This window comes from Alistipes sp., from assembly GCF_020026455.1.
In the GTDB taxonomy this organism is placed as follows: domain Bacteria; phylum Bacteroidota; class Bacteroidia; order Bacteroidales; family Rikenellaceae; genus Alistipes.
Genome location: NZ_JAHHQJ010000015.1, coordinates 1 through 25,950, shown reverse-complemented (window position 1 = coordinate 25,950; position 25,950 = coordinate 1). Strand labels below are relative to the sequence as shown.

Annotated in this window: 17 protein-coding genes and 1 tRNA gene; 8 read left to right on the top strand and 10 right to left on the bottom strand. The window is 58.1% G+C overall.

From position 1 onward, the window contains the following. Positions 1-14: 14 nt before the first annotated feature. The 5 genes from QZ460_RS08685 to QZ460_RS08665 all read right to left on the bottom strand — a co-directional run bounded on the left by QZ460_RS08685 (position 15) and on the right by QZ460_RS08665 (position 8,169). Positions 15-3,155 carry an efflux RND transporter permease subunit gene (locus QZ460_RS08685; protein ID WP_290541183.1) on the bottom strand — a complete coding sequence of 1,047 codons (3,141 nt, stop codon included), beginning with the start codon at positions 3,153-3,155 and terminating at the stop codon, positions 15-17. A gap of 15 nt (positions 3,156-3,170) precedes the next feature. After that, positions 3,171-4,184 (bottom strand): efflux RND transporter periplasmic adaptor subunit, encoded by a 1,014-nt coding sequence (locus tag QZ460_RS08680; RefSeq protein ID WP_290541182.1) that lies wholly within the window; start codon positions 4,182-4,184, stop codon positions 3,171-3,173. A 21-nt stretch (positions 4,185-4,205) separates the two neighbouring features. Then, positions 4,206-5,552, bottom strand: coding sequence for a TolC family protein (locus QZ460_RS08675; protein ID WP_366935006.1), 1,347 nt, complete (start codon positions 5,550-5,552; stop codon positions 4,206-4,208). Positions 5,553-5,635: 83 nt separating this feature from the next. Then, the gene (locus QZ460_RS08670) at positions 5,636-6,271 is read right to left on the bottom strand and encodes a TetR/AcrR family transcriptional regulator (protein ID WP_290541180.1); all 636 of its coding nucleotides are present in this window, start codon (positions 6,269-6,271) and stop codon (positions 5,636-5,638) included. A 398-nt stretch (positions 6,272-6,669) separates the two neighbouring features. Further along, positions 6,670-8,169: a peptide MFS transporter gene (locus tag QZ460_RS08665; RefSeq protein WP_290541179.1), complete on the bottom strand. Its 1,500-nt coding sequence runs from the start codon at positions 8,167-8,169 to the stop codon at positions 6,670-6,672. A 183-nt stretch (positions 8,170-8,352) separates the two neighbouring features. Between QZ460_RS08665 and QZ460_RS08660 the strand changes: the two genes are divergently transcribed. From QZ460_RS08660 to QZ460_RS08640, 5 genes are all read left to right on the top strand, one after another. Then, entirely contained in the window at positions 8,353-10,392 is a 2,040-nt protein-coding gene (locus QZ460_RS08660; protein WP_290541178.1) for an alpha-amylase family glycosyl hydrolase, read from the top strand. A gap of 150 nt (positions 10,393-10,542) precedes the next feature. Continuing rightward, positions 10,543-11,169 carry an RHS repeat-associated core domain-containing protein gene (locus QZ460_RS08655; RefSeq protein ID WP_290541177.1) on the top strand — a complete coding sequence of 209 codons (627 nt, stop codon included), beginning with the start codon at positions 10,543-10,545 and terminating at the stop codon, positions 11,167-11,169. Position 11,170: 1 nt separating this feature from the next. After that, positions 11,171-11,416, top strand: coding sequence for an AraC family transcriptional regulator (locus tag QZ460_RS08650; protein WP_290541176.1), 246 nt, complete (start codon positions 11,171-11,173; stop codon positions 11,414-11,416). 76 nt (positions 11,417-11,492) lie between these two features. Further along, on the top strand, positions 11,493-11,753 hold the full coding sequence (locus QZ460_RS08645; RefSeq protein WP_290541175.1) for a hypothetical protein: 261 nt from the start codon (positions 11,493-11,495) through the stop codon (positions 11,751-11,753). Between the two features lie 12 nt (positions 11,754-11,765). After that, positions 11,766-12,299 carry a methylated-DNA--[protein]-cysteine S-methyltransferase gene (locus QZ460_RS08640; protein WP_290541174.1) on the top strand — a complete coding sequence of 178 codons (534 nt, stop codon included), beginning with the start codon at positions 11,766-11,768 and terminating at the stop codon, positions 12,297-12,299. 337 nt (positions 12,300-12,636) lie between these two features. Here QZ460_RS08640 and QZ460_RS08635 read toward each other — a convergent pair whose 3' ends face one another. The 3 genes from QZ460_RS08635 to QZ460_RS08625 all read right to left on the bottom strand — a co-directional run bounded on the left by QZ460_RS08635 (position 12,637) and on the right by QZ460_RS08625 (position 16,636). Beyond that, positions 12,637-14,124: a DEAD/DEAH box helicase gene (locus QZ460_RS08635; protein ID WP_290541173.1), complete on the bottom strand. Its 1,488-nt coding sequence runs from the start codon at positions 14,122-14,124 to the stop codon at positions 12,637-12,639. 172 nt (positions 14,125-14,296) lie between these two features. Further along, the gene (miaB, locus tag QZ460_RS08630; RefSeq protein WP_290541172.1) at positions 14,297-15,646 is read right to left on the bottom strand and encodes a tRNA (N6-isopentenyl adenosine(37)-C2)-methylthiotransferase MiaB; all 1,350 of its coding nucleotides are present in this window, start codon (positions 15,644-15,646) and stop codon (positions 14,297-14,299) included. Beyond that, positions 15,647-16,636, bottom strand: coding sequence for a YitT family protein (locus QZ460_RS08625; RefSeq protein ID WP_290541171.1), 990 nt, complete (start codon positions 16,634-16,636; stop codon positions 15,647-15,649). Positions 16,637-16,769: 133 nt separating this feature from the next. Between QZ460_RS08625 and plsY the strand changes: the two genes are divergently transcribed. From plsY to QZ460_RS08610, 3 genes are all read left to right on the top strand, one after another. Beyond that, positions 16,770-17,459 carry a glycerol-3-phosphate 1-O-acyltransferase PlsY gene (plsY, locus tag QZ460_RS08620; RefSeq protein WP_290541170.1) on the top strand — a complete coding sequence of 230 codons (690 nt, stop codon included), beginning with the start codon at positions 16,770-16,772 and terminating at the stop codon, positions 17,457-17,459. Between the two features lie 121 nt (positions 17,460-17,580). After that, complete coding sequence (locus tag QZ460_RS08615) at positions 17,581-19,281, top strand: AMP-binding protein (protein WP_290541169.1); 1,701 nt, start codon at positions 17,581-17,583, stop codon at positions 19,279-19,281. Between the two features lie 714 nt (positions 19,282-19,995). Beyond that, a tRNA-Leu gene (locus QZ460_RS08610) sits at positions 19,996-20,077 on the top strand. Between the two features lie 509 nt (positions 20,078-20,586). Here the strand turns inward: QZ460_RS08610 and QZ460_RS08605 are convergent. Then, positions 20,587-22,359 (bottom strand): RagB/SusD family nutrient uptake outer membrane protein, encoded by a 1,773-nt coding sequence (locus tag QZ460_RS08605; RefSeq protein WP_290541168.1) that lies wholly within the window; start codon positions 22,357-22,359, stop codon positions 20,587-20,589. Positions 22,360-22,380: 21 nt separating this feature from the next. Further along, positions 22,381-25,725, bottom strand: coding sequence for a TonB-dependent receptor (locus QZ460_RS08600; protein ID WP_290541167.1), 3,345 nt, complete (start codon positions 25,723-25,725; stop codon positions 22,381-22,383). Between the last annotated feature and the right edge of the window lie 225 nt (positions 25,726-25,950).

Sequence of the window (25,950 nt, the reverse complement as noted above, 5' to 3'; positions counted from 1 at the left end):
GTCGTTTCCCTTTATTAATGTACACTTGCCTGATGTTCGGCCGCGAGGCGCGCCAGTTTCTCGCGCTCCTTGCGCTGCGAGCGGTTCACGAGGATCGAGTAGAGCACCGGAACGATGAACAGCGTGAGGATGGTCGAGAAGGTCAGACCGCCGATCACGGCAATACCCATCGGCTGCCACGTCTCGGAACCGGCTCCCGTGCCGATCGCCAGCGGCAGCATGCCCAGAATGGTCGTGAACGAGGTCATCAGCACCGGGCGCAGACGGCTCTTGCCGCCGGCGATCACCGCGTCGAAGACTCCCGAACCGCGCTCGATCAGCAGGTTCATGTAGTCCACCATCACGATACCGTTCTTCGTCACGATACCCACCAGCATGATGGCTCCGATCAGAGCGATCAGCGACAGCGGCGTGGAGGTCATCCACAGCGCGAGGAACACGCCCGTGAAGGCAAACGGAATGGTGAACATGATGATGAACGGGAACTTGAGCGACTCGAACTGCGTGGCCATCACGATATAGACCAGAATGACGATCAGGATGAGTAGCGTCCCCAGGTCGCTGAAGGCGTCGCCCTGGTCCTCGACCGTACCGCCCACCTCGAGGTCCACGCCGTCGGGCACAGGATAGCCGGCGATGAGTTTCTCGACCTCGGCAACCACTTCGCCCAGGGCAACGCCGGCCCCGAGGGTCGACTGGACCGAAATGACACGCTGGCGGTTCTCGCGCTCGATCATCGGCGCAGCGTACTCCTCCGTGACGGTTCCCACCTCCTTGAGTTTCACGGGGCGGCCCTGCGCGTTGTAGAGCGTGATGTTGCCGACATCCTCGATGCGGTTGCGGAACGGCTCGGCATAACGCACGATGATGTCGTACTCGTCGCCGTCCTCGCGATATTTCGAGGCCACGAGACCGTCGATGCGGTTACGCACGGCCTGCGACGCCTCGGCGCTGCTGATGCCGTAGTACGACAGCCGGTCGCGGTCGAAGACCACGTTGTACTCGGGGCGCAGATCGTCGCGCGAAAGTTTCACGTCGCGGACGCCCGCCAGATGGCGCATCTTCTCCTTCAGGTCGTTGGCTACGGCGTTCGTCACATCCATGTCATAACCGAAGACCTTGACGTTCACCGTTGCCGAACCGCTCATGCTGCCCGACTGTCCGCCGGGAGTGACCGTATACTGGCGGATTTCGGGAATCCGGGACAGATCGCCGCGCAGCAGGTCGGAGATGACGTAGATCGACCGTTCGCGCTCCGCCACGTCGCTCAGGCGCACGTTGTAGTTGATGATGTGCGAACCGGTGGTCTGCATCGCCGCAAAGGCGTTGTCCGACGAGTTGGCGCCGGCCGACGCCGAGACGAGCACGATCTCGGGATATTTCGCATAGATGATGCTGTCGATCTGCCGGGCGATGCGCGCCGTGTAGTCGACACCGACGTTCTGCTCCAGTTCGACCATGGCCGAAATGCGGCCGTTGTCCGAGGGCGGGAAAAACTCGGAGGGAACACGCGTCAGCAGTCCCAGCGACACGACGAAGATCGACATCATCGAGAAGAAGGTGATCCGGCGGTGGCGTACGACCCAGTCGAGCGAACGGGCATAGGCGCTGTCGAGCCATTCGAGCGCCCGGTCGATCGGCTTGTAGACCACGCCGAAGCCCTTGTAGTCGTGTTCACCGCCGTCGAGTTTGAGCAGGTAGGCCGACATCATCGGGGTCAGCGAAATGGCCGCCATGGTCGAAACACAGACCACGATCGTCACGATCCAGCCCAGTTCGCGGAACAGGATACCCGCCATGCCCGGAACCATCGTCAGCGGCAGGAACACCGCAACAACCACCAGTGTCGTAGCGATGACCGACAGCCACACCTCGTTGGTGGCATAGATGGCCGCCTCCTTCGGGTTCGAACCCCGCTCGATGTGCGAGGTGATGTTCTCCAGCACCACGATGGCGTCGTCGACCACCATACCGATGGCGATGGAGAGCGACGAGAGCGAGATGATGTTCAGCGTGGAGCCCGTGGCGAAGAGGTAGATGAACGAACAGATCAGCGACACGGGGATCGTCATGCATATGATCAGCGTCGCACGCCAGCGCCCGAGGAAGGCCATCACCACCAGCACGACGAAGACGAAGGCGTAGAGAATGGTCTCCGAGAGCGACCCGATGGCGTCGGTGATCTCCTGCGAACCTTCGAAAATCAGCTCCATCCGGACATCCTTCGGGAGGGTTTTCTGGATCTCGGGCAGACGCGACTGGATTTCATGGACGATATTCACGGTGTTGGCTCCCGACTGTTTCTGGAACATCACGCGCACGCCGCGCTGGCCGTTGACGCGCTCGTCCATCGTGGCCTTTTCGAGCGTATCGCGGATCTGGGCCACATCCGAAAGTTTCACCGTGCGGCCCCCGGCGTTCGACACCACGACCTTGCGCAGTTCGTCCGAGAGATGGAACTCACCGTCGGCCTTGATGTTGAAGGTGTTGTTGCCCACATCGATCGTACCGCTGGGGATGTTGACATTCTCGGCGGCGATGATCTGCCCCAGCTGCTCGACGGTCAGGTTGTAGGCCTCCAGCCGGGCCGGGTCGACGTTGACCTGCACCTCGCGTTCGGGGGCGCCGACGATCGACACGGCACCCACGCCGTCGACGCGGTTGAGCACGTTGACCAGCTTGTCGTCGAGGATCTTGTTCAGCGCCGGGTAGCTCTCCTCGGCCGTGACGGCGATCATCATCACGGGGATCATCGAGGTCGAGAACTTGAAAATCGTCGGGTAGTCGATGCCTTCGGGCAGCATCGACTGCACGCGCGAGACCACGTCGCGGATTTCATTGGCCCCTTCGTTCAGGTCGGAGCCGTATTCGAACTCGATGGTGATCATCGAGACGTTATCCTGCGACTTGGAGGTCAGTTTCCTGAGGTTGCTCACCGTGTTGAGGTTGTCCTCCAGCACACGGGTGATGTTGGTCTCGATGTCGGCGGCATTGGCGCCCGGATACATCGTGATCACCGAAATCTGGGGTATCTCGATCTCGGGATACTGGTCCACGGCCAGGTGTGTCAGCGAGAAGAGTCCGAAGACCATCACGCCGACAAACAGCAGGATCGTGGAGATCGGTTTGCGGACCGCGCTTTCGTAAATTTTCATCGGAAAGGGGCTGTTTTAGTCTTTTTTAATTTCCACTTTGGCGCCGTCGAAAAGTTTCGACAAGGCCGTAACGGCTACCGGCTCACCCGCTTCGACACCCGAGAGGATGTCCACGCGGTCGCCGATCTGGCGTCCCACCTTGACCGAACGGCGCTCGGCAACCGAGTCACCGACGATGACATAGAGGTAGCGCTCCGACGAACCGATCTGCTTCTGCACGGCTACGTCGGGGACCAGCACACCCTCCTTGCTGCCCATGTCGAAGGTCGCACGCGCATACATGCCCGGACGCAGCCGGCGCCGGGCGTTGGGGACCTTGACCTCGACCTTGAAGGTGCGGGTCGTGGGGTCGAGTGCCGGGTAGATCAGCGACACCGTGCCCGTAAACTCCTCGTCGGGGAAGATGTCGACGGCCAGCTGCACCGGCATACCCTCCTTCACGTTGGGGAAATACTGCTCCGAAATGTTGGCGATGACCTTCAGCGGATCGATCTGCATGATGTGCAGGATCGGCTGCTGGGCGAACAGGTCGCCGGACTCATAGTTGCGCGCCGTGACGACGCCCGAAATGGGCGAACGCACCTCGATGTTCTTCCTGAGGTTGGCGACCACCTCGCGCTGCACGTCCAGCTGGGCCTTGGCCTGCTCGATCTGCTGGGCCGAGATGCCTCCGGCCTCGTAGACCGGCAGCAGGCGGTTGTAGTCGTCCTCGACGGTCTTCAGCTGCACCAGCTGCTGGGTATACTGCGTGGGGTCGAGCGTCACAAGGAGCTGGCCCTCGCGCACCGGATCGCCCACCTCGACGTTGATCTTGTCGATGTGCACACCCGAAGCCGCCGGGGTGATGTCGTTCTCCCGGTAAGGCTCGATCTCGGAGGTGAAGACCTCCGTGAGCCGCACGGAAGCCTCTTCGGCAACGGCGCTTTTGGTCAGCACGCCTTTGTCTTCCGCAACGGCGGTCACGCCTTTCTTACCCGTGCAGCCGGCGAAAGAGAGAGCGGCGATGCACAAAATCACGATTCGTTTCATAACGTTCCTTATCCTGGTTTTTTATTTATTTTCGTGTTCGCCGCCGGTTTCGTGTTCGCGGCCGATGATGCGGTCGTACTCGGCCTTGGCCGAAAGGTAGTCGAAGATCGCCTGCGAGAAGTTCAGCTGCGCCTGCGTCTGCGCGAGTTGTGCGCTGTTGAGCTCGAGGATCGTCCCCGCGCCCGCCCGGTAACGGGTGTCGGAGATCTGGTAGGCCTTGCGAGCCTGCTCGACGGTCAGCTCCTGGGTGTACATCGTCTCGCGGGCGGTCAGCAGGTCATTCAGCGCCGAGCGCACCTGCACCTCGATCTGCTGCCGGGCATAATCGCGCTGAAGCGTCAGCTGCGCAATCTGGTTTTTCAGCTCGCGCGACCGGTTCATCTTCGTCAGACCCGAGAAGATGGGGACCGAGAGTTGCAGACCGACCGAGATCGGATGGGTCCAGAAATATTTGGAATCGTCCGTCGCGGTGGAGGCACCGCCGAATTTGAAGGGCTCCATGTCGTTACCCGTATAGGAGACCGACCCGAAGGCCGCGAGCGTCGGCAGGCGCCCCGCATTGGCCGCCTTGAGCGAACGGCGGAGGACCTCCTCCTGCAGGTCGAGCGAGCGCAGGTCGGAGTTCTCCGCCACGTCGGTGGTCAGCCCGTCCGTCCCGGCCAGCACTTCGTCGCGCAGGGCGTCCAGCTCGCCCACCACCTCGATCTCCACCTCCTCGGGAATCGAAAGGTACATCTTGAGCATCAGCTTGGCCAGCTTGATCGAATTTTCGGTCTGGAGAATCGTGGGCTTGAGGTTGCTCAGCTGCACCTGCGCCGTCAGCAGGTCGTATTCCGAGGCCAGCCCGTGGTTGTACTGCACCTGTGTATCGTCGACCGTATGCCGCACCGTGGTCTCCGACTCGCGGAGCACGGCAAGCGACTGCTCGGCGAGCAGGATGTTGTAAAAGGCCTTCTTCACCTCGGCCGCCAGGTCGATGCGCGAGGCGCGTGCGGCCTCCACGGCCGTGGCCATCTGCGCGTCGTTCATCTTCAGCGTGCGGTAGACCGACGGCGCGAAGAGCGGCAGCGACAGATCGCCCTGCACGGCGAAGGTGTTATCGGCGCCGAACGAAATGCCGCCGCGCATCTCGGACTTCACGATCGAACGGGTGTAGTTGCCCGACACCGAAAGCTGCGGCAGCAGGTTGCCCCACGCCTGGCGCTTCACGTAGTCGTAGCGCTGCACCTCCATCTCCGCGACCTTGACGGTCGGATTTTCGCTCAAGGCGAGATCCAGCGCCTGGGGAAGCGTCAGCCGCATCTGCGCCGAAGCTCCGGCGAGGCCTGCCGCACAGAAGGCAAGGATCAAAAAAAGTCGTTTCATCATTATCCGGTAAAAATATGTGTCATTATCCCGTATGCCGACGAGCGGGACGACCGAGGCCCTCCCCTCCCGGTGCCGTGCGTCGGCTACTGCATCCGGCGGCCGGTTTTGGCCGGCTCGTAGCGTTTCAGGTAGTCGTCGACGAGCAGCAGCCCCTTGGTCGTGGAGATGCCGCGGAAAAAGTTGCTGATGATCTGCACGAACGCTTCACGCTCGGTCATGCCCGCAGGCAGGATGAGGTCCTTGCGCACGGTGATGGCCGAAGCCGTGTAGTAAAGCACCGAAATGGCCAGCTCGATATTGATCGTACCGACGAACAGCCCGTCGGCGATACCCGTTTCCAGCATCACCCGCAGGTCGCGGCGGCTCTTGGCGCTGCCTTCGCGCGTCATCTTCTCGTGCACCGCCGGGTAAAACTTGCGCAGGCTGTTCAGCAGCCGCTGGATGACCTCGGCGCTGTCCATCACACTGCCCAGCACCATGAACATCGCTTCGAGCACGTTGCGCGCATCGGCACATGCCGCGGCGCGTTCGACGCGTTTCTTTTCGAAATAGCAATCCATCGCCAGGTAGAGCAGCCCCTCCTTGTCGCCGAACAGTTCGTAAAGCGTGCGTTTCGAAACGCCCAACTGCTGCGCAATGTCGTCCATGCGCACCGACTTGATGCCCTGCGAGACGAACATGTGCATCGCCTGTTCAATGATTCGTTCCCTCTGATCCATGATCCAATCCTATTGATACGGGTACAAATATATGCACGAAAACCCGTAAAACAAAAAAAGTTTTCTGTTTTTCCCGGTTTTTTGACAAAAACGACAAAAAAGGAGACTTTACGAGTCTCTTTGGCGCAAAATCGGATGCGGGAACCGCCCCCGGCAGTCGGATTGCAGGCGTTGTCGAGGGGGGGGGCTGTCCGCAGATCGGGAAAATCGTCGCAGGGCCGCACGGGGCGGGCTCCACGGGGCGGGCTCCACAGGGCGGGCTCCACAGTAGATCGGGCTTCACAGCAGGTCGGGCTTCACAGCAGGTCGGGCTTCACAGCAGGTCGGGCTTCACGGGGCGACAAACAAAGCCGCCGCAGGAGTTCTGCGGCGGCTTTGTCCAAAACGGGGATCCCCGTCTATTTCGTGACCCGTTCGAGCCATTTGACCATGGCCAGCATGGCGAACATCGAGATGGCGCAGACGATTACGAAGATGCTCCACGTCAAGGAGATCGAAATGCGCTTGTAGAGGATCGGGCCGATGAACAGCAGGCCGTTGCCCAGCGCCGTGGCGCCCAGCCAGCAGCCCTGCATCAGACCCTGGAGTTTCTGCGGGGCGACCTTCGACACGAACGACAGGCCCAGCGGCGAGATGAACAGTTCGGCGATGGTCAGGATCAGGTAGGTAGCCACCAGCAGCCACGGCGAGACGCGCTCGGCGAACGAAAGACCGCCCTGCGCCTGGACTTCAGCCAGTTTGGGAAGGCTCAGCGAGCCGAAGACCATCAGCACGTAGGCAAATGCGGCGATGCCCATTCCGATTGCGATCTTCATCGGGGTCGAAGGCTCCTTGCCGCGGTTGCGCAGCCAGGCAAACACGGCGATGACGACCGGAGTGAGGAGCACCACGCAGAAGGGGTTGGCCGACTGGAAAATCTCGGCCGTGATGGGCACGCCTAAAATTTCGAGACGGGTGTAGTCCTGGGCGAAGAGCGTCAGCGTCAGTCCGTTCTGGTGGAACGAGAACCAGAAGAAGATCACGATGGCGAAGACGGCGAACAGGGCATAGAGGCGCTGTTTGATCTCACGCGCATCCTGCTGGATTTCGGCCTTTGAAGGCGTCACCTTGGCAGCGGCGGCACCCGAGGGATCGGGCAGCTTCTTCTTGTTGGCGAGGAAAACGATCAGCGAGAAGGCCAGCGCAACGATAGCCACGCCGAACGCATAGTGGAATCCGGTGTTGAAGGCGTTGAGATAGCTCTGGGCGAAAACACCCATGTCCGCCGGGGCACCGCCCAGGCTCACCTGGGCAGCCAGCTCGCTGAAGCGACCCTGGGCAACGTCGGGGCTCATCGTGCCGCCGATATACTGGTGGCAGAGGGCCGAGAGGTCGGAGTTATAGAGGAATCCCTGCGTGCGGAGCCACCAGTTGCGCACACCCACGGCGGCAAACGGTGCGAACACCGCGCCGATGTTGATGAACATGTAGAAGATCTGAAAACCCGTGTCGCGCAGTTTGGCATACTGCTCGTTGTCGTAAAGCTGCCCCACGAGAGCCTGGAGGTTGCCCTTGAACAGACCGTTGCCGAAGGCGATCACCACCAGTGCGCCGATCACCACGGCCTTCGACTCAATGGTGGGAATCATCAGCACGGCATATCCCGCCGTCATCACCAGAATACCCGCGGTGATCGTCCCCTTATAGTTGCGCAGCCAGTCGGCAATCAGACCGCCGGCAAGCGCCAGGAGGTAGATCAAGGTATAGAACAACGAATAGATTTTCCCGGCCTGCTCGCCGTCGATACCGAATTTCGACATCAGAAACAGCGTCAGAATGGCCATCATGGTGTAGAAACCGAAACGTTCGCCCGTATTGGCGAGAGCTGCGGCAATCAAACCTTTAGGATGCTTGAACATAGTAGAATTAGGTATTAATAATGGATACGTTTTTTTGTTTGTGGACAAAGATAGAAAAATTTTTCATATATTTAGTGTCGCAACGGCACCTTTTATCAATCGGAAAGCAGAACCGGCACCGGATGCAATTCGGTTTTGCTCCCGGACGACTTTTTACTACCTTTGTAGAAAACAGACACTCCCATGGAAAAATCGCCCCGAAGACTCCCGATCGTCGAACACGACGAATGGCTCCAACCCGTCGAGACGCAGATGAACCTGCGCCACGAGCGGTATGAACGGAAAATGGCCGACATCGAACTCGCGGCCGGATCGATCGTCGACTACGCCAACGGCTACCGCTATTTCGGCTGGCAGTGGGACGAGGTGCTGGACGGATGGTGGCTGCGCGAGTGGCTGCCCGGGGCCCACGACGTCTATGTCTTCGGCGACTTCAACAACTGGCAGCGCACCGAAATCCGCATGCACAAAGACGAAGCAGGGGTCTGGAGCGCCTTTTTCCCCGCGGCGATGTATCGCGACCGGCTGCGCCATGGATCGCTCTACAAGATCCACGTCCACGGCGACAACGGCTGGCTGGACCGCATCCCGTCCTATGCCACGCGTGTGGTGCAGGACGAAGGGACCAAGAATTACACGGCGCAGTTCTGGAACCCCGCGGAACCCTTCGACTGGAGGGGCGATGCGTTCGACGCCTCGACGATCGGCAGTCTGCTGATCTACGAAGCCCATGTAGGCATGGCGCAGGAGCGCGAGGGCGTGGGAACCTACCGCGAATTCACGGAAAAGATACTCCCGATCATCCAAAAGGACGGATACAACACCGTGCAGCTGATGGCCGTGGCCGAGCATCCCTACTACGGTTCGTTCGGCTACCACGTGTCGAGTTTCTTCGCCCCCACGTCGCGCTGCGGCACCCCCGAGGAGCTGAAGGAGCTGATCCGACGCGCCCATGAGCTGGGGCTGGCCGTGATCATGGACCTCGTGCATGCCCACTACGTCAAGAACCTCAACGAAGGGATCAACGAACTCGACGGCACCGACCATCTCTACTCGCTGCCCGGCGAGGCGGGGTATCAGCGCTACTGGGATTCGAAGCTCTTCGACTACGGCAAGGAGGAGGTGCGGCATTTCCTGCTGTCGAACGTTAAATACTGGCTCGACGAATTCCACTTCGACGGCTTCCGCTTCGACGGCGTGACGTCGATGATCTACCACCACCACGGCTACGTCACGTTCAATTCGCGCGACCGGTTCTTCGACGAAGGGGTCAACACCGACGCCCTCACCTACCTCACCCTGGCCAACCGCCTCGTGCACGATTTCCGGCCTGCGGCCGTGACCATCGCCGAAGACGTGAGCGGCATGCCGGGGATGTGCATCCCGATTGCCGACGGAGGCATCGGCTTCGACTACCGTCTGGGCATGGCCATCCCCGACTTCTGGATCAAGCAGCTGAAGGAGGTGCCCGACGAGCAGTGGAACATCTGGGAGATGTGGTCGGTGATGACCAACCGGCTGCCCGAAGTCAAGACCGTGGCCTATGCCGAGTCGCACGACCAGGCGCTCGTCGGCGACAAGACCATCGCCTTCCGGCTGATGGACAAGGAGATGTATTTCCACATGGACCGCGCCTCGGAGAACATCGTCATCGACCGCGGCATGGCCCTGCACAAGATGATCCGCCTGATGACCCTCGCCACCGGCGGACAGGCCTATCTCAACTTCATGGGCAACGAGTTCGGGCATCCCGAGTGGATCGACTTCCCGCGCGAGGGCAACGGCTGGAGCTATGCTCACGCCCGGAGGCAGTGGTCGCTGGCCCGGAACGGATTCCTGCGCTACGCATGGCTGGGGGATTTCGACAAGGCGATGATCGGGCTGGCGAAGAAATACGGGATCCTCGCCGACGGCTATGCCTTCAACCTGCTGATGGACGAGCAAAACAAGACGATGGCCTTCTCGCACGGCGATCTGCTGTTCGTCTTCAACTGGCATCCTTCGGCCTCGATTCCCGACTACGAACTTCCGGTGCAGGCTCCGGGCAAGTATGTCCCGGTGCTCTCGACCGACGAGGGCCGTTTCGGCGGACAGGAGCGGCAGTCGATGACGGCCGAGCACTTCTCGTTCGACACCGGGAAGGGCGACGGACACCAGCCCCACATCCGCATCTACAACACCTCGCGCACGGCGACGGTCTACCTGCTCGTGCAGGAAGAATAGTCGCTCGCCCGCAGGGGCGACCGGCGCAGAAGCCGGACGGCGGAGAGGCTGACAGCATGGAGTTGGGCATCAGTCGCACGGACACGGGAGAGGCTGACAGCAGGGGCACGGGCGCAGGCATACGACAGCAGGGGAAACCTTGTATGGGAGATGCTGCTGGATGTGTACGGCAAGGTGGCGGAATGCCATGGGGACCGAACGCTCGTGCCGTTCCGCTATCAGGGACAGTATGAGGATGAAGATACGGAGCTGTACTACAATCGGTTCAGGTACTATGATCCAAAGACTGGAAACTACATCAGCCGAGACCCCATAGGTTTGGCAGGTGGTAATCCCACTTTGTATGGGTATGTTTTCGACCCCAATACACAGATTGACCCGTTGGGATTGGATTGTAAAATAGTAGATAAAGCATCCCGTTGGCAAGGGAAAGGCGATTATCCGGGAATTGATGATTGGGAAATGGGAAAATTGAAAAAAGGTGACGTTATTTACGGTGGCATACCTGGACAATCAGAATTTTATTTATCAAAAGCAAGTATTGATGCAGCAGGAGGTTCAAAAGAAAAATTGTGGCGAAGTGCTCAAGTAAAAAAACATGACATTTTTGGTTATAGAGATAAAGTTCAAGCTTATGAAGTTTTGGAAGATATTGATGTAGCCACGTCTATCGTTAAAGCAAATCCACACTTAGGAGAAGGAGGAGCTACTCAAATATTTGTCGATGATTTTAAATCAGTGTTAAAACCTATTGGTTATCCAATAAATATGAATTAAGATGGAAATAGATGGAATAGAGGTTTGTAAACCTATAGAATTATTGGTCAAATTATTACTGAAAAAAAAATTTATCATCGTAAAAAAGATAGTCAGTGATTATCATTTTCATGAAGTGTCAATAATTATGAAAGGCAAGTTTTTTAAAGAATTGGATAATATACATATAGACAAGATTAAAAGAGTAAATACGGATGTATTTATCTGTGAATGTAATTGGTCTACTGTCAAACTTGAATATGAATAATTTTTGATAGAATAACATTTGAAATTTATGCTACTTGCGGACAGTCATATCACTATGGTAGTCGGGGTTGATGTCCATGCGACGACAGCTCCCCCCCTTCAACCCCATCCATCCCTACATGGATATGGTGATGGACCCCGCCGACTACATACCATTCCTTGGCACGAACGTAAGCGTGAACGGACTGAAGCGCGGCGTCTCGGACACCGGCGGCATGATTATCCCCCTGGCGCACATTCCGCTTGCCGGGCCTTTCGCCCCAAAGCAGCAAATCCGCGACAAAACCGCGTCTCCGAATCCGTTTTTATGCCACGGATTTCCTATCTTTACAAGCTAAAGCGTGATTGACATGGCTCCGAGCGATTCAAAAATCAGGATACAGCGATACGCCACACCGTGCGGCGATGTGGTTCTCGGATCGCACGGCGACAGTCTCTGTCTGTGCGACTGGGTGAACGCACGGCATCGGGAGCGCATCGACAAGCGGCTGTGCAGGATGCTTCATGCCGATTTTACAACACAAACAACCCCTGTCATAAGGCAGGCCGAAGAGGAGTTGGAGGCTTATTTCGCTGGGCAACGCCAATGTTTCGATGTGCCGCTACGCTGTGTCGGGACCGATTTTCAGATCGAAGTATGGCAGAAGTTGCTGCAAATCCCCTGCGGAGAGGTGATCTCCTATGCGGAGCTGGCCCGTCGCCTCCACCGGGAGGGCGCCATAAGAGCCGTTGCCAATGCCGTGGGAGCCAATCCGATCTCGCTGTTCGTCCCCTGTCACCGGATCATCGGATCAAATCACACCCTGACCGGATATGCCGGAGGATTGGCCGCGAAAAGGCAGCTGCTGGAAATGGAACACATCATGTGCGCTGCAAGGGAATAAATTCCCCGCCCCATGCCACACAAAGCAGGCCCCACTCCTTACAAAACGGTTTCGGTTTCACACAGAACACCCGTGCTGCTCACAGAGCGGTCCCGGTTCTCACCAAACAGGCCCCGGCCCTTACAAAACGGTCCGCCGCGCAGTCTGAAGCCGCCCGGAAGACGGAGTGCCGGGCCACCGACTCCCCCACAGCCGAAACACAACATCGGGGGACGGATCGCAACATCAGGAGACAGATCGCAACGTCCCTTCCCTGGCGGAACGGTCGGACGCCGCGAGAGGGACCGGTTCCATGCTCCGGGAGTTCCCAACTCGCGAAAGAAACAGAGCGCCGTTTTTACGGCTGCGGGGTTGCCCCTCCGTCCTGCGGCTTGCTGTTGCCGCGACGGCGGCGGCGCCCCCCGCGATGGCGGCGGTCGCGGGTCGCGCGGCTACCCTCGTCGCGGCCCGAAGCGCTGCCCGAAGTGAGGTCGCTATCCGGCGAAGCGGGTTGTGGCGCGGCAGATTCCGCAGTCGCAGCCGCTGCTACCGGGCGTTCGCTGCGGCGGTCCCGGTCGTTGCGCCCCGAACGGTCGCCCCGTCCGCCGCGTCCGCGACCCGAGCCGGAACGGACCCCGTTGCCCCCACCGTTACGGCCCCCGCGTCCCCGGCCGGAACGGCCGCGGTTCTCGTCGGGAGCATATTTCGGGCCTTCGCCCACGCTTGCCGGCAGTTCGGCCTTGCGGATGTCGCGCTCGATGAATTTCTCGATCTGGTGGAACTTGCCCTGCTCCTCCTCGCTGACGAAGGTCACGGCACTGCCCGTAGCCGCCGCGCGGGCCGTGCGGCCGATGCGGTGGATGTAGTCCTCGGGATCGTGCGGCACGTCGTAGTTGAGCACCAGACCGATGTCCTCGATGTCGATACCCCGGGCGACGATGTCCGTGGCGACGAGGATTTTCACCTTGTTGTTCTTGAAGTTGAGCATCACCTCTTCGCGCTGCGCCTGCTCCAGGTCGGAGTGCATGGCCGCAACGTCGAGTTTCATGCGTTTGAGCGTGTGGGCCAGCTCCTTGACCTTGAGTTTCGACGACGAGAAGATGATCGTCTTCGAATCGGCCGGCTCGGCAAACAGTTCGCGGATAATACCCAGCTTCTGGCTCTCATAGCAGATATAGGCCGACTGGTCGATGGCCTCGTTGGGTTTCGAGATGGCGATACTGACCTCCGCGGGATTGCGCAGGATGGTCTTGGCCAGCTCGCGGATCTTCGGAGGCAGCGTCGCCGAAAACATGATCGTCTGCCGCTCGGAGGGCATGTAGGAGATGATCTTCATGATGTCGTCCGAAAAACCCATGTCGAGCATGCGGTCGGCCTCGTCGAGAATCAGGTATTCGACGTGCGAAAGATCGACACCGCTGTTCTGCAGGTGGGCGATCATGCGGCCCGGAGTGGCGATCACCACGTCGGCACCGTTCAACATGCCGTTTTTCTGGATGTCCCAGCCCTTGCCGTCGCCGCCGCCGTAGACCACCGTCGTCGAAATGGGCGCATAATAGGAGAAACCCTGGAACTGCTGGTCGATCTGCTGCGCCAGCTCGCGCGTCGGCACGATGATCAGCGACTTCACCACATTGTCGGGGTTGCCCTCGATGAGCAGTTTGTTCAGCAGCGGCAGCGTATAGGCCGCAGTCTTGCCCGTACCGGTCTGGGCACAGCCGATGATGTCGCGCCCCTCCAGGATCACCGGAATCGTGTGCTCCTGTACGGGGGTCATCTCGTGAAAATTCATATCTTCGAGACCGTCGAGAATTTCATCCTCCAAGTCAAGTTCGTCGAAACGCATGTCTGTTCTATTTAATTTATAAGCTTTTTCTTTTCAGGGGCGGAGGCACATCGCAACCGAAAACGCACGAAGCCGCCTCCTACACCGCATTTACAGCCCGGAGCCGCCTCCCTCGTCGTATTTGCAGACCAGGCCCTCGCATTTATGGCCCCCCGGCCCAGCCCCGCCGCATTTACAGCACGGAGCCGAAAAGTGTCGCAGGCGTACAGCCCGTGATGCGCACCCGCACGTAGTCGCCAACCTTGTGGTCGCCGCGATCGAAAACCACCACCTTGTTCTGCGATGTGCGCCCCGAGAGCTGGTTCCTGTCGCGCCGCGACTCTCCCTCGACCAGCACTTCGAACTCGCGGCCCACGTCGCGCAGGTTGCTCGCGTGGCCCAGTTCGTTCTGCAAGGCGATGATTTCGGACAGCCGGCGTGACTTCACCTCCTCGGGGACGTCGTCCCCCAGATGCTTCGCGGCAAAGGTGCCCGGGCGCTCCGAATACTTGAACATGTAGGCGAAATCATAGCCCACCTCGCGCATCAGCGACAGCGTTTGCCGGTGCTCCTCCTCCGTCTCGCCCGAGAAGCCCGCGATCAGGTCGGTGGTAATGGCGCAGTCGGGCAGATAGCGGCGGATGGCGGCGATGCGGTCGAGATACCATTCGCGCGTATATTTACGGTTCATGCGGCCGAGCATCGACGTGGCACCCGACTGCGCCGGCAGGTGGATCGCCCGGCAGACGTTGGGCATCGAGGCCATGACCTCCAGCAGCCGGTCGCTCATATCCTTGGGATGCGAGGTGGCAAACCGCACGCGCAGCAGCGGCGAGATCGACGCCACACGGCGCACCAACTCCGGGAAATCGACCTCTCCCGTCCGGTAGGAATTGACGTTCTGCCCCAGCAGCGTCACTTCGCGGTAGCCGTTTTCGAACAGGCTCCGCGCCTCGGCGAGGATGGTCTCCGCGTCGCGGCTTCGCTCGCGGCCCCGGGTGTAGGGAACCACGCAGTAGGAGCAGAAATTGTCGCATCCCCGCATGATCGCCACGAAAGCGCTCACGCCGTTGCGGTCGAGGCGCACGGGGGCGATTTCGGCATAGGTTTCCTCGGTCGAAAGCAGCACGTTGACCCCCTTGCCGCCCGCCTCGGCCTCGCGCACCAGGCGCGGCAGGTCGCGGTAGGCATCCGGCCCGGCCACGACATCGACACCCGCAGGCCCCTCGACCAACTTCTCGCGCAGGCGCTCGGCCATGCAGCCGATGACGCCCACCACCAGCCCCGGACGCTGGCGCCGGTAGCGTTTCATCTCGGCCAGACGGCCCCAGATGCGCTGCTCGGCGTTGTCGCGGATCGAGCAGGTGTTGATCAGAATGATATCGGCCTCGTCGATGCGGTCCGTATAGCCGTAGCCTTCGCGCTGCATGAGCGAAACGACGATCTCCGTGTCGCCGACGTTCATCTGACAGCCGTAGGTCTCGACGAAAAGTTTGCGCCCCGAGCCCTGGAGCGGGCGCAACGTATTGATTTTCAAATCCATTTATTCCGCTTGTATCTCGTTTTTCTCGGGGAACTGCTTGAAGCCCTCCCCGAAGGTTTCGTAGGCATCCGTCACCACGACGAATGCCCTGGGATCAATCTCCCGGATCTTGTGCTGCACCAGGCGCACCTCCTTGCGGCTCACCACCAGGAAGATCATGTCGCGCAGCGAATCGGTGTACATGCCCTTCGCCTTGATGTAGGTGGCACTGCGGTCGAGGTCGTCGATGATGAACCGCTTCAGCTCCTCGTGGTGGTCGCTGATGATGAACAGCAGCTTGTCGTATGACGCGCCGTCGAGCAGATAGGCGATCACCCGCGACGTGATGTAGATCGTGAGGAGCGAATAGAGCGTCAGCATCCATCCGTTCGAGGCAGCCTCGCCCGTACCGATTCCGAAGCCGATCACGGCCAGTCCCGACAGCACGACGAACCCGTCGGCCAGCAGGATGCCCGTCGAAAACTTGATCCCGGCGAACTTCTGCAGCAGCATGCCCACGATATCCGTGCCCCCGGTGGTCGCCTGCTGCCGCACGACGATACCCTGACCGACGCCGATCACCACGGCTCCGATGACACACGTCAGCAGCAGGTCGTTCGAGAGATCCAGCCGCCCGCCCAGCAGCAGCGACGGATCCAGCGACTCGACCGCTTCGGAATTCGGGTAGACCAGCCGCGTGAGCACGTTCATGAAGCCCGGCGTATAGAGCGCCGCCAGCACCGTGCGGGTGCCGAATCCGCCGCCGAAGACCAGCATGGCGGTCAGCATCAGCGGAATGTCGAACATGTAACCGAACGTACCGACCTGAATCGAGGGAAAGATGTTGTGCAGGACTATGCCCATGCCATAGACCCCTCCCGGCACAAACTTGTAGGGATTGACAAAAAGTACGAATCCCGCGCCCATGATCGAGCAGCCGAGGAAAATCAGAAACCACGAGCGCCACCACGCCCACGAGCCCATCGGTTCGAGCAAAGCCTTTGTGTTCATACACAACTCTATTTAGGATGCAAAGATAGGAAATTCTTCGGAAAAACGGGACACAAAAACAGTTTTTTCAACCCCGGCTTCCACATCCGGATTTTTTGACTATCTTTGCGTGAACAAGTTAACACACGAAAAAATGATTCTGACGATATACACGGCTACTACCATGATTATCATTGCCTATCTGCTCGGCTCGATCCCGAGTGCCGTATGGATTGGCAAGAAATATTACGGGATCGACATCCGCGAGCACGGCTCGAAGAACGCCGGGACCACCAACATGCTCCGCGTGCTGGGCCGACGGGCCGCCCTGCCGGTATTCGCGCTCGATTTCCTGAAAGGGTTCGTGGCCGTGACGATCATCGAACTGATGCAGTACGACGCCCTGATCGGGCAGAACGATCTGATAAACCTCAAGATCGGCGCCGTGTTCGCCGCCGTGCTGGGCCACATCTTCCCGATCTTCGCCGGATTCCGCGGCGGCAAGGGCGTGGCGACGCTCGTGGGTGCCGTGACGGGCATCTATCCCCCCGTGGCGCTGCTCTGCTTCGGCGTGTGGCTGGTGATCCTGATGGTCTCGCACTACGTGTCGCTAGCCTCGATGATCGCCGGATGCTGCTTCCCGATATTCACCCTCATATCGCCCAAAGTCAACGAATCGAAGGCCTTTGTGGTGTTTTCGTTCGTGATCGCCATCCTGCTGATCTACACCCACCGCAAGAACATCGAACGACTGAAGACGGGAACCGAATCCAAGACCTTCATCTGGAAGCCGCGGCACGTGAAAATCAACGACGAAGAGCAGAAAGAGTCCGGGACGAAATAGCCTTTATCCAGACTTTTTGACGAAATTATCCGCACAAAAGGATAAATCTCCATCCTAACATGAGGCAAAATAAAATTTTCCATTATCTTTGCGCCGCAATTATAGACCAAAACCAAGCGTCATGTTACAGGAAAACCTGCTGAAAATATACGAAACGAGCTTTCGTGAAAATCGGGAAATGTCGGCTCTGACCGATTATTTCAAGGGCGAGACTTTTTCGTATTATGAGATGGCCAAGGAAATTGCCAAACTCCACCTGCTCTTCAAGAAGGCCGGAATCAAGCAAGGCGACAAAATCGCACTCATAGGCCGCAACAACCTCCGCTGGTGCATCACCTATCTGGGAACCATCACCTACGGCGCCGTGATCGTGCCGATTCTCCAGGATTTCACCCCTGCGGACGTCATCCACATCATCAACCACTCGGAAAGCCGCCTGCTGTTCCTGGGCGACAACTTCTGGGACGTGATCGAGGAGGACCAGATCAGGCAGATCGAAGCCGTATTTTCGCTCACGGACTTCCACGCGATCTACGAGCGCGACGGCAAGTCGCTCACCAAGTTCCAGCGCGACATCGTGAAGAACTACCGCTCCAAGTATCCGCGCGGATTCAGCGTCAACGACATCAAATATCCCGACATCCCCAACGACCAGGTCATCCTGCTCAACTACACCTCGGGGACAACCGGATACTCGAAGGGAGTGATGCTCACGGTGAACAACCTCACGGGCAACGTCGTCTTCGCAATGGAGATGATCAACACCCAGACCAGACAGCACTACTTCCAGAAAGGCGGACGCACGCTGTCGTTCCTGCCGTTGGCCCATGCCTACGGCTGCGCCTTCGATTTCCTCGCTCCGCTGGCCGTCGGCGGGCACATCACCCTGCTGGGCAAGATCCCGGCGGCGAAAATCCTGCTGGAAGCAATGGCTGTCGTGCGCCCCACGGTCATCTGCTGCGTGCCGATGATCCTCGAAAAGATCTACCGCAAGCAGGTGCTCCCGATGCTGGAGAAGGGCTCCATGTCGATCGCCATGAAGATTCCGCTGCTCAATTCGGCCATCTACTCGGTGATCCGCAAGAAGCTGATGGACGCCTTCGGCGGCAATGTCGGGATCTTCATCGTCGGCGGCGCGCCGATGAACCAGGAGACCGAGGCCTTCCTGATGAAGATCAAATTCCCGATCACGATCGGCTACGGCATGACCGAATGTGCCCCGCTGATCAGCTTCACCCCCGACAACGAATTCAAGGCCGGGTCGTGCGGCCGCTATCTGAAAGGGCTGCTCGAGGTGAAAATCGACTCGGAAAACCCGCAGCACGTGGCCGGCGAGATCCTCGTCCGCGGCGAGCACGTCATGAAGGGATACTACAAAAACGAGAAGGACACCCGCAAGGTCCTCGACGAGGAGGGGTGGCTCCATACAGGCGACATGGCCACGATAGATCCCGACGGCACGCTCTACATCCGCGGCCGTTCGAAAACCATGATCCTCTCGGGCAACGGACAGAACATCTTCCCCGAGGAGATCGAGGACAAGCTCAACAATATGTACCTCGTGCTCGAATCGCTGGTGCTCGATGCCGGAAACGGACGGCTCAAGGCACTCGTGGTCCCCGACTACGAACAGGCCGATGCCGAAGGTGTGGACAAGGCCGATCTGCCGCAGATCATGCAGGAGAACCTCCAGGAGCTCAACAAGCAGCTGGCCGTCTACGAACGGGTAGCGGGCATTGCGCTCTACCCTACCGAGTTTGAAAAAACCCCGAAACGGAGCATCAAACGCTATCTGTACGAACCGTCCCTGTTGAACAAATAGGCTCCAGGCAGGTAACCAATTGGATTCCCTATCCCACATTCTTCATAGTCACTGAATCCATTCTAACAAAGAAAGCGTCACTAAGTAGTAGGGTTGCCTGCTTTCTTGCAAACCCGGCTCTTCGGAGCCGGGTATTTTTTGCTTCATTCCTTTTTTTTGGGAGGGGGCGCGACATGGCCCGAAAAGGAGCCATGCATCCCGGCAAGGGACGAGCAAGAGCCCGGCAAGGGTTCGGGAAGGATTCGGGAAGGGACCCACGCGGCCGGGAAGGGGCGGAAAGGATCGACGCGGCCCGGAAAGGATCCACACAACCCGGAAAAGGATCCACACAACCTGGAAAAGGATCCACACAACCCGGAAAAGGATCCACGCGGCCGGAAAAGGGTCCACACATCCCGGCAAGGAGCTGAGAAAAGTCCGGGAAGGGGCGGAACAAGGCCCCTAAAAGCGATTGGGCACAAGGTAAAACAAACGGGGGCACAGATTCTTTCCCGGTAGAAAACACATCGGTCGGGGAAGGGTCGGCGTCAAGGGTCGTGTAAAATAAACGGTGTCACGCATTATTTCACAGTAAAAACTCATCGGTCGGGGAAGGGCCAGCGCCAAGGGGCGGGGCGATTGCCAGAGCAAACGCTCCTATTTTTCGCCGCAATCCTCGCGCAAGTATCGTAATTTCCATTTTTTTGATTATCTTTGCACTCGCAATTCCGAAATGCCCAGGTGGCGGAATAGGTAGACGCGCACGTTTCAGGTGCGTGTGCCGCAAGGCGTGCAGGTTCGATTCCTGTCCTGGGCACTGGAAAAAAGCTGTCAATCATTGCGATTGGCAGCTTTTTCTGTTGTGGAGGTTGAGCACAACCTCCACAACTGCCTCGCACACAACCATCTCAAACACCCGACAGTTCCCGCACACCAACGGTCTCCCCCAACGCCAACACCCTCGCTGCCGCGACAATCCACCTGCCGGCTCCTCCCGCCGGCCGCTCTCCTCCTGCCGTCTATCGTCCTCCAGCCACCCTATGGCCGCTCACCCTCTCCTGCCGGCATCGTCCGCCTCTGCAACACTCTCCGGCCCCCGCCAACAACCCTCCGCTCACCTGTCGTCCGCCGGCTACGGTCCCCCCAAACAACCAACAGCTCGCCGCCGGCACCCTCCGCAACTCGCCTGCCGCCCGCCAACTGCCGCCAAACCTTCGCCCCGGAAAAAATTAGACCCGAAAAGATTAGACCCGAAAAACGGAAAAAGATTAGGCCGGAACCTCGAAAAGTTCCGGCCTAATCATCCATTCAATTCATTCGGTTATTCTACCAACCGGGGTTCTGATTCAGCGGCTTGTTGTTCTGCTCGTAAAGCGTGATCTGATCCTCGGGGATGGGATAGAGGTAGTCCTTCTCGGAGAAAGTCCTCATCTTAGCCTCCTCCTGGATGGGCATGATGTAACCCGCATTGCCCGAACGGTCCAAAGTAACACTCTTGAGGTGCTCCATGGTGATGGGCGACTCGGGATGCTTTTTATTATACCATGCGATGTACTTGTCCTTGTCCAACCATGCTCCGAGGTTCAGCTTCTTGTTGAGCTTCATGTCGGCATAGTTGAGTTTGCTCCAACGGCGCAGGTCGTTGAAACGAATACCCTCGTAAACCAACTCGGTGCGGCGCTCGCGGCGAATCTCCCAAATCAGCGAAGGAACATCTTTATCGCGCTCGGGGTCGTTAATCGCCGTGCCGTTAACCGAAAAACCGGTGCCCGACAGGGTCAGATGAGGCATGTGGGTGCTCTCGCGGTCACGAATGGCGTTGATCGTCATATCGACATCGCCCTGGGTGAGGGTGTACTGGCCCAGTTCCTGCAACTCGGCAGCAGCCTCGATGTAGTTCATAATCACCTCATTGAGCTTCATCACGGGAGCGTCGGTGGTGTTGGTGCTGCTCGTACCGGCAGGCAACGTCTTGATGTCCTCGTTCACGAAACGGTTCGCAAAGTAACCCGAAACGGCATAAGGTGCCTTCACGCCCTCAAGATAGAGGTCGTCGGTGTAGATGATCTGGGACAGACGGGGGTCACGGTCCGCAAACTCGGTCTCGAACCATTTCTCCTTCTCCTCGCTGTAGAGCGTGTTGCCCGACTGGTAGATGGGCAGTCCGTTCGACGAGAGATAAGACTCGATGAGCGAACGCGAAGGCGAGCTGTTCTCGTGCTCAGTGTTCTGGAAGCTCATCAAAGAGTGGGTCAGCTCACCCTCGACATAAGAGCGGTACAGGATGATCTCCTTGTTGCCGGCCAGATCCAGCGAAGTCGTCAGTTCCTTGTAGTTGGGGTGCAGCGAGTAGTTCCCGGACTTGATGATCTTCTCGGCAGCATCCTTGGCCGCCTTCAGATACTCGGCAGCCTTCTGGGCGTCCTTCTCGCGGTATTTCTGCCACGTGCCTTCGAAGAGCATGGCCCGCGACATATAGGCCAGGACCACATCGTTGTTCACCGAGAGACCCGGCTCGCCGTCCTGTGCACGAACGTGTTCGCAAGCAAACTTGAAGTCCGCCAGCACACGATCCATCACCTCGCTACGCTTCATGCGCGGAGCATAGAGCTTCTCGTAATCGGTGCTCGAAAGCACGGTATCGTAATAAGGGACATCGCCGAACTTCGACACCAGCTTGCAGTACTCCAAGGCACGGAAAAAACGGCCGACACCCAACCAGTGGTTCTTGACCTCCTCTTCCATCGAGTTGGTCGTCACACGGTCGATGATGACGTTGATACGGCGCAGGGTGGTGAAATCCCAACCGCCGCCGGTAGCGGGGGCTACCTTGGTGAAGAACGTAGCCGCACGCTGCGCATTGTCGTCCACCCAGTCGGCGATATCGGTCTCTGCAAACCAGGTGGAACGCGACCAGCCGGTCTTGTAGCCGTCAAAATAGTGATCATAGAGTCCGATGGCTTCGGAACGCACGTTTTTCTCGTTGTTCCAAAAGTCCGGAGTATCCGTCACCGTATCCTGGGGCAAACGGGTCAGGTAATCTTCACACGAGCAGAGCATCAGTGACAGTGCCAGTGCAGTCAATATTTTTCTTTTCATACGTCGATTCAAGTTAAAAGTTTAGAATTGGAGTTGCAGACCGACAGAGATGGTTCTGGTGTAGGGATAGCTGCGACCGAACGACCATGTGGAGTCACCGCTGCCCTCCTTGAATGCCGTTGATTCGGGATCGACGGGAAGGTGCATGTCGTCAAACTCAAATACGTTCTCCGCGCTGAGGTAGATACGCGCACTCTGGAAGTGAATCTTCTTCATCCACTTTTCGGGCAGGGTGTAACCTACCGTGATGTTCTTGCAACGCAGGTAGGACATATCGCTCAGGAAACGGGTCTGCTTGAGGAAGTTCTTACCGTCGGAGTTCCAGCCGTTGTCGTCGGGGCGGGGATAGAACGCATTCTGACGCTCGGGAGTCCAGTAGTCCATCTGGTGAGCGAAGGCGGCATCGCCGAAGCTCGAACCTCCGGCGGGGATGGCCACAGCTCCGTAGGCCCAGTAGTCGCGCTTGCCAACGCCTTGGAACAGGGTGCTGAAGTCGAAACCCTTGTAGTTGAAACCGATGCTGAAGCTGTACTCATAGTCGGGCAGCGTATTACCGATGACCTTCAAGTCGCCGTGGTCCTCCAGCGTCTTCTTCCCGTAGTTGATGACACCGTCGCCGTTCAGGTCGCGGTACTTCACGTCACCGGGGCCGAATGTGAAGGCTCCCGACTCGTAGAGTGCCTGCGAGGGAATGCCATCCTTGAGGGTATAGACCTTGTTGCCGAACTGATCGGTGCTTTCGTTGAAATCGTCGAAGTTGAACAGACGGTCGGTCTCATAACCCCAGATTTCGCCGATACGCTTTCCCTTGTAGTTTCCGTAGATGTCATTTATCGAGTTGTTGTACTTGGTGATTTCCTCCCTCACGTGGGAAATCGATGCGGTCAACGACAGACCCAAACCACACTCGAAACGCTTGTTGTAGTCCAAAGCCAGCTCCCAACCCTTACCGGTCAGTTCACCGTAGTTAATCTTGGGGACCTTGGCTCCGAAGGTATTGGGCAGGGTTTCGCCCATACAGTGCATATCGGAAGTCACACGTCGGTACCAGTCGAAGCTGACACCCAGCTCGTTGTTGAAGAAACGGGCGTCCAGACCGAGGTCGAGGGTCGTAACACGCTCCCAGGTCAGCGAGGGCGAGATGACCGAAGGTGCTCCTACATAAACCTGCTCCTTGCCGTTTACAACCCAACCCGACTCGTTGGAGGCCTTCATGGTCGAAAGGAAGGAGTTGGCCGCAACATCCTGGTTGCCGATGGTACCCCACGATGCGCGGAGCTTCAGGTCGGAGAGTGCGGGCTTCGACCAGTTCATGAACTTCTCCTCCGACATGCGCCAACCGGCCGAGAACGAGGGGAAGAGGGCGAACTTGTCCCCTTCGGGGAACTTCGAGGAACCGTCATAACGGGCGTTCACCTCGACGAGGTATTTGCCCATATAGTCGTAGTTGACACGCGCAAAGAAGCCGACGGCCGCAAAATCGTTGTGGTAGCTGTAGTCTCCGTCCGACGAGTACTGCTCACCTGTGGCGAGGATGATCTCGGGGAGTGTGGGGCTGATCAGCCCGCGGCGCTCCGAGTAGTGGCCCAGTCTTTCGCGGGCCTCGGCATCCATACCGGCCATCACCTTCAGGTTGTGCTTCCCGTTGAAGGTCTTGTTGTAGGTGGCGTATGCCTTGAAGATGTTCGACATGGTGTACTGGCTGGTCTGAACGACGCGGTCGTGGGTCGAACCGTAGATGTCCTTATAGGACGAGAAAGGCGCACTGCTGAACATATCGTAGGCCATCACGGTGCCTCCGTTGCGCTTCTGCTCGTAGTTCAACAGCGAAAAGGTGTAGTCGAAGTTGATGGTCAGGTCCTTGATCGGAGTGATTTCCGTACCGATGTTGGCACGCAGATAGTTCTCGTTCAAAGTCTCGCGGTTGCCGGCCTTGATGTCGGTCACGGACGAGCGGAACTCCTTGCCCTGATAGGTGGCATAGGGATACCAACGCGGCCAGCGCATCAGGTAGTTCCACGCGTCGTACTGACCCGACGTGTAGCGGTAGGGCTGCTCGTGGCTCGAACGGGTGAACAGCACGTTGGTCTTGAGTTTCCACCAGTCGCGGATTTCGGTGGTGATGTTGCTGTTCAGCGTGAAACGGTCGTAGTTATCGGTATTGAACTTCATGATACCCTTCTGGTTGAGATAACCCATACCCACGTTGAAGGTGCTCTTCTCACTACCGCCCGTGACCGAGATGTTGTGCTGCTGCTGGGGAGTCCACTTCTTGGTAAACATGTCGAGGGGATCGAACGAACGGTAGAAGTAGGTCTTGCCGCCGATGATCTCGAAGTCGCGCCCTTCCTTCATTTCACCGAGCTGGGCATTCGACATCCCGCCGTACTGCTGCTCCCAGTTGCGGATTTTCTCGACGGTGCCGGCGTCGATGTTGTAACCGATGTTGGAGATCGAGCTCTTGCCCAGACGGTTGGCCACGGCCAGCATGAACTCGGCATTGGCTGAAGCCGAAGCGATGGTAGGCATCACCGTGGGGGTGCTCCATGCAAAGTTGTTCGAGTAGGAGACGGTAACGCGGTCGTTCTTCTTGCCCTGCTTGGTGGTAATAAGGATCACACCCCATGCGGCACGCGTACCGTAGATCGACGCCGAAGCGGCATCCTTCAGGACGGTGATGGTCGCGATATCGTCGGGGTTGACCAGATTCAGACTGGGGACCTCCACGTTATCGACCAGGATAAGGGGCGAGGTACCACTCGAAGCACTCAGCGAACCGACCGAACCACGAAGTTTGATGGTAGACTTGGTACCCACACCTCCAATTTTATTGGTAATCGAAAGACCGGGAGTAACACCCTGCAATGCTTTGGCCACGTCGGTGATAGGACGGCTGGCGACCGTCTTGGAGACATCGACGTTCGAAACGGCGCCCGTCAGATTGACTTTTTTCTGGACACCGTAACCGACGACCACAACATCCTCAAGCATGGCAGCGTCCTGCTGCAACACGACATTGAGTATAGCCGACGTAGCTGCAATTTCCTGAGTTTTGTAACCCACAAAGGAGACCTGGATCACGGCACCCTCCGGAATGCTCAATCTCACGGTACCGTCCACACCGGTAACATTACCGTTTGCGGTACCTTTCTGCATCACACTGGCTCCGACAACAGGACCCGTGGCGTCGCTCACGGTGATCAACGCCTCGATGGTCTTGGCCTGCTGTTGCTCATCGGCCACGAATACGGAAACTTCGGGCACCGGATTCGCCATTGCATATCCGCTGCATAAGAGCAGCGAAACACAAGCCGCCGACGCCAGAAACTTCCTGTTCAGTCCCTGTCTTTTGCGATTTTTGTTCATAGAAGTTAGTTTAAGTTAGTAATTGAGTATAGTAAGTCGGATGTTACACGGGAGGGTATTTCTTAATTTTTTAACAAAATCAAAAGACTTTCACTTGCTTTCACAAATATAAGATTATTTTTCTCATTTGTTATTCCCTAAAAGGATATTATTTTTCTACTTTTCCCATCTATTAATAGTCCGTTAAAAATTCAACATATTGGCTAAGCGGCTTCTGCCACTATG

Coding starts and splice junctions, on each gene's coding strand:
- QZ460_RS08685 (WP_290541183.1), bottom strand. CDS start 3,155: ATGAAAATTTACGAAAGCGCGGTCCGCAAACCGATCTCCACGATCCTG.
- QZ460_RS08680 (WP_290541182.1), bottom strand. CDS start 4,184: ATGAAACGAATCGTGATTTTGTGCATCGCCGCTCTCTCTTTCGCCGGC.
- QZ460_RS08675 (WP_366935006.1), bottom strand. CDS start 5,552: ATGATGAAACGACTTTTTTTGATCCTTGCCTTCTGTGCGGCAGGCCTC.
- QZ460_RS08670 (WP_290541180.1), bottom strand. CDS start 6,271: ATGGATCAGAGGGAACGAATCATTGAACAGGCGATGCACATGTTCGTC.
- QZ460_RS08665 (WP_290541179.1), bottom strand. CDS start 8,169: ATGTTCAAGCATCCTAAAGGTTTGATTGCCGCAGCTCTCGCCAATACG.
- QZ460_RS08660 (WP_290541178.1), top strand. CDS start 8,353: ATGGAAAAATCGCCCCGAAGACTCCCGATCGTCGAACACGACGAATGG.
- QZ460_RS08655 (WP_290541177.1), top strand. CDS start 10,543: ATGCTGCTGGATGTGTACGGCAAGGTGGCGGAATGCCATGGGGACCGA.
- QZ460_RS08650 (WP_290541176.1), top strand. CDS start 11,171: ATGGAAATAGATGGAATAGAGGTTTGTAAACCTATAGAATTATTGGTC.
- QZ460_RS08645 (WP_290541175.1), top strand. CDS start 11,493: ATGCGACGACAGCTCCCCCCCTTCAACCCCATCCATCCCTACATGGAT.
- QZ460_RS08640 (WP_290541174.1), top strand. CDS start 11,766: ATGGCTCCGAGCGATTCAAAAATCAGGATACAGCGATACGCCACACCG.
- QZ460_RS08635 (WP_290541173.1), bottom strand. CDS start 14,124: ATGCGTTTCGACGAACTTGACTTGGAGGATGAAATTCTCGACGGTCTC.
- miaB (WP_290541172.1), bottom strand. CDS start 15,646: ATGGATTTGAAAATCAATACGTTGCGCCCGCTCCAGGGCTCGGGGCGC.
- QZ460_RS08625 (WP_290541171.1), bottom strand. CDS start 16,636: ATGAACACAAAGGCTTTGCTCGAACCGATGGGCTCGTGGGCGTGGTGG.
- plsY (WP_290541170.1), top strand. CDS start 16,770: ATGATTCTGACGATATACACGGCTACTACCATGATTATCATTGCCTAT.
- QZ460_RS08615 (WP_290541169.1), top strand. CDS start 17,581: ATGTTACAGGAAAACCTGCTGAAAATATACGAAACGAGCTTTCGTGAA.
- QZ460_RS08605 (WP_290541168.1), bottom strand. CDS start 22,359: ATGAAAAGAAAAATATTGACTGCACTGGCACTGTCACTGATGCTCTGC.
- QZ460_RS08600 (WP_290541167.1), bottom strand. CDS start 25,725: ATGAACAAAAATCGCAAAAGACAGGGACTGAACAGGAAGTTTCTGGCG.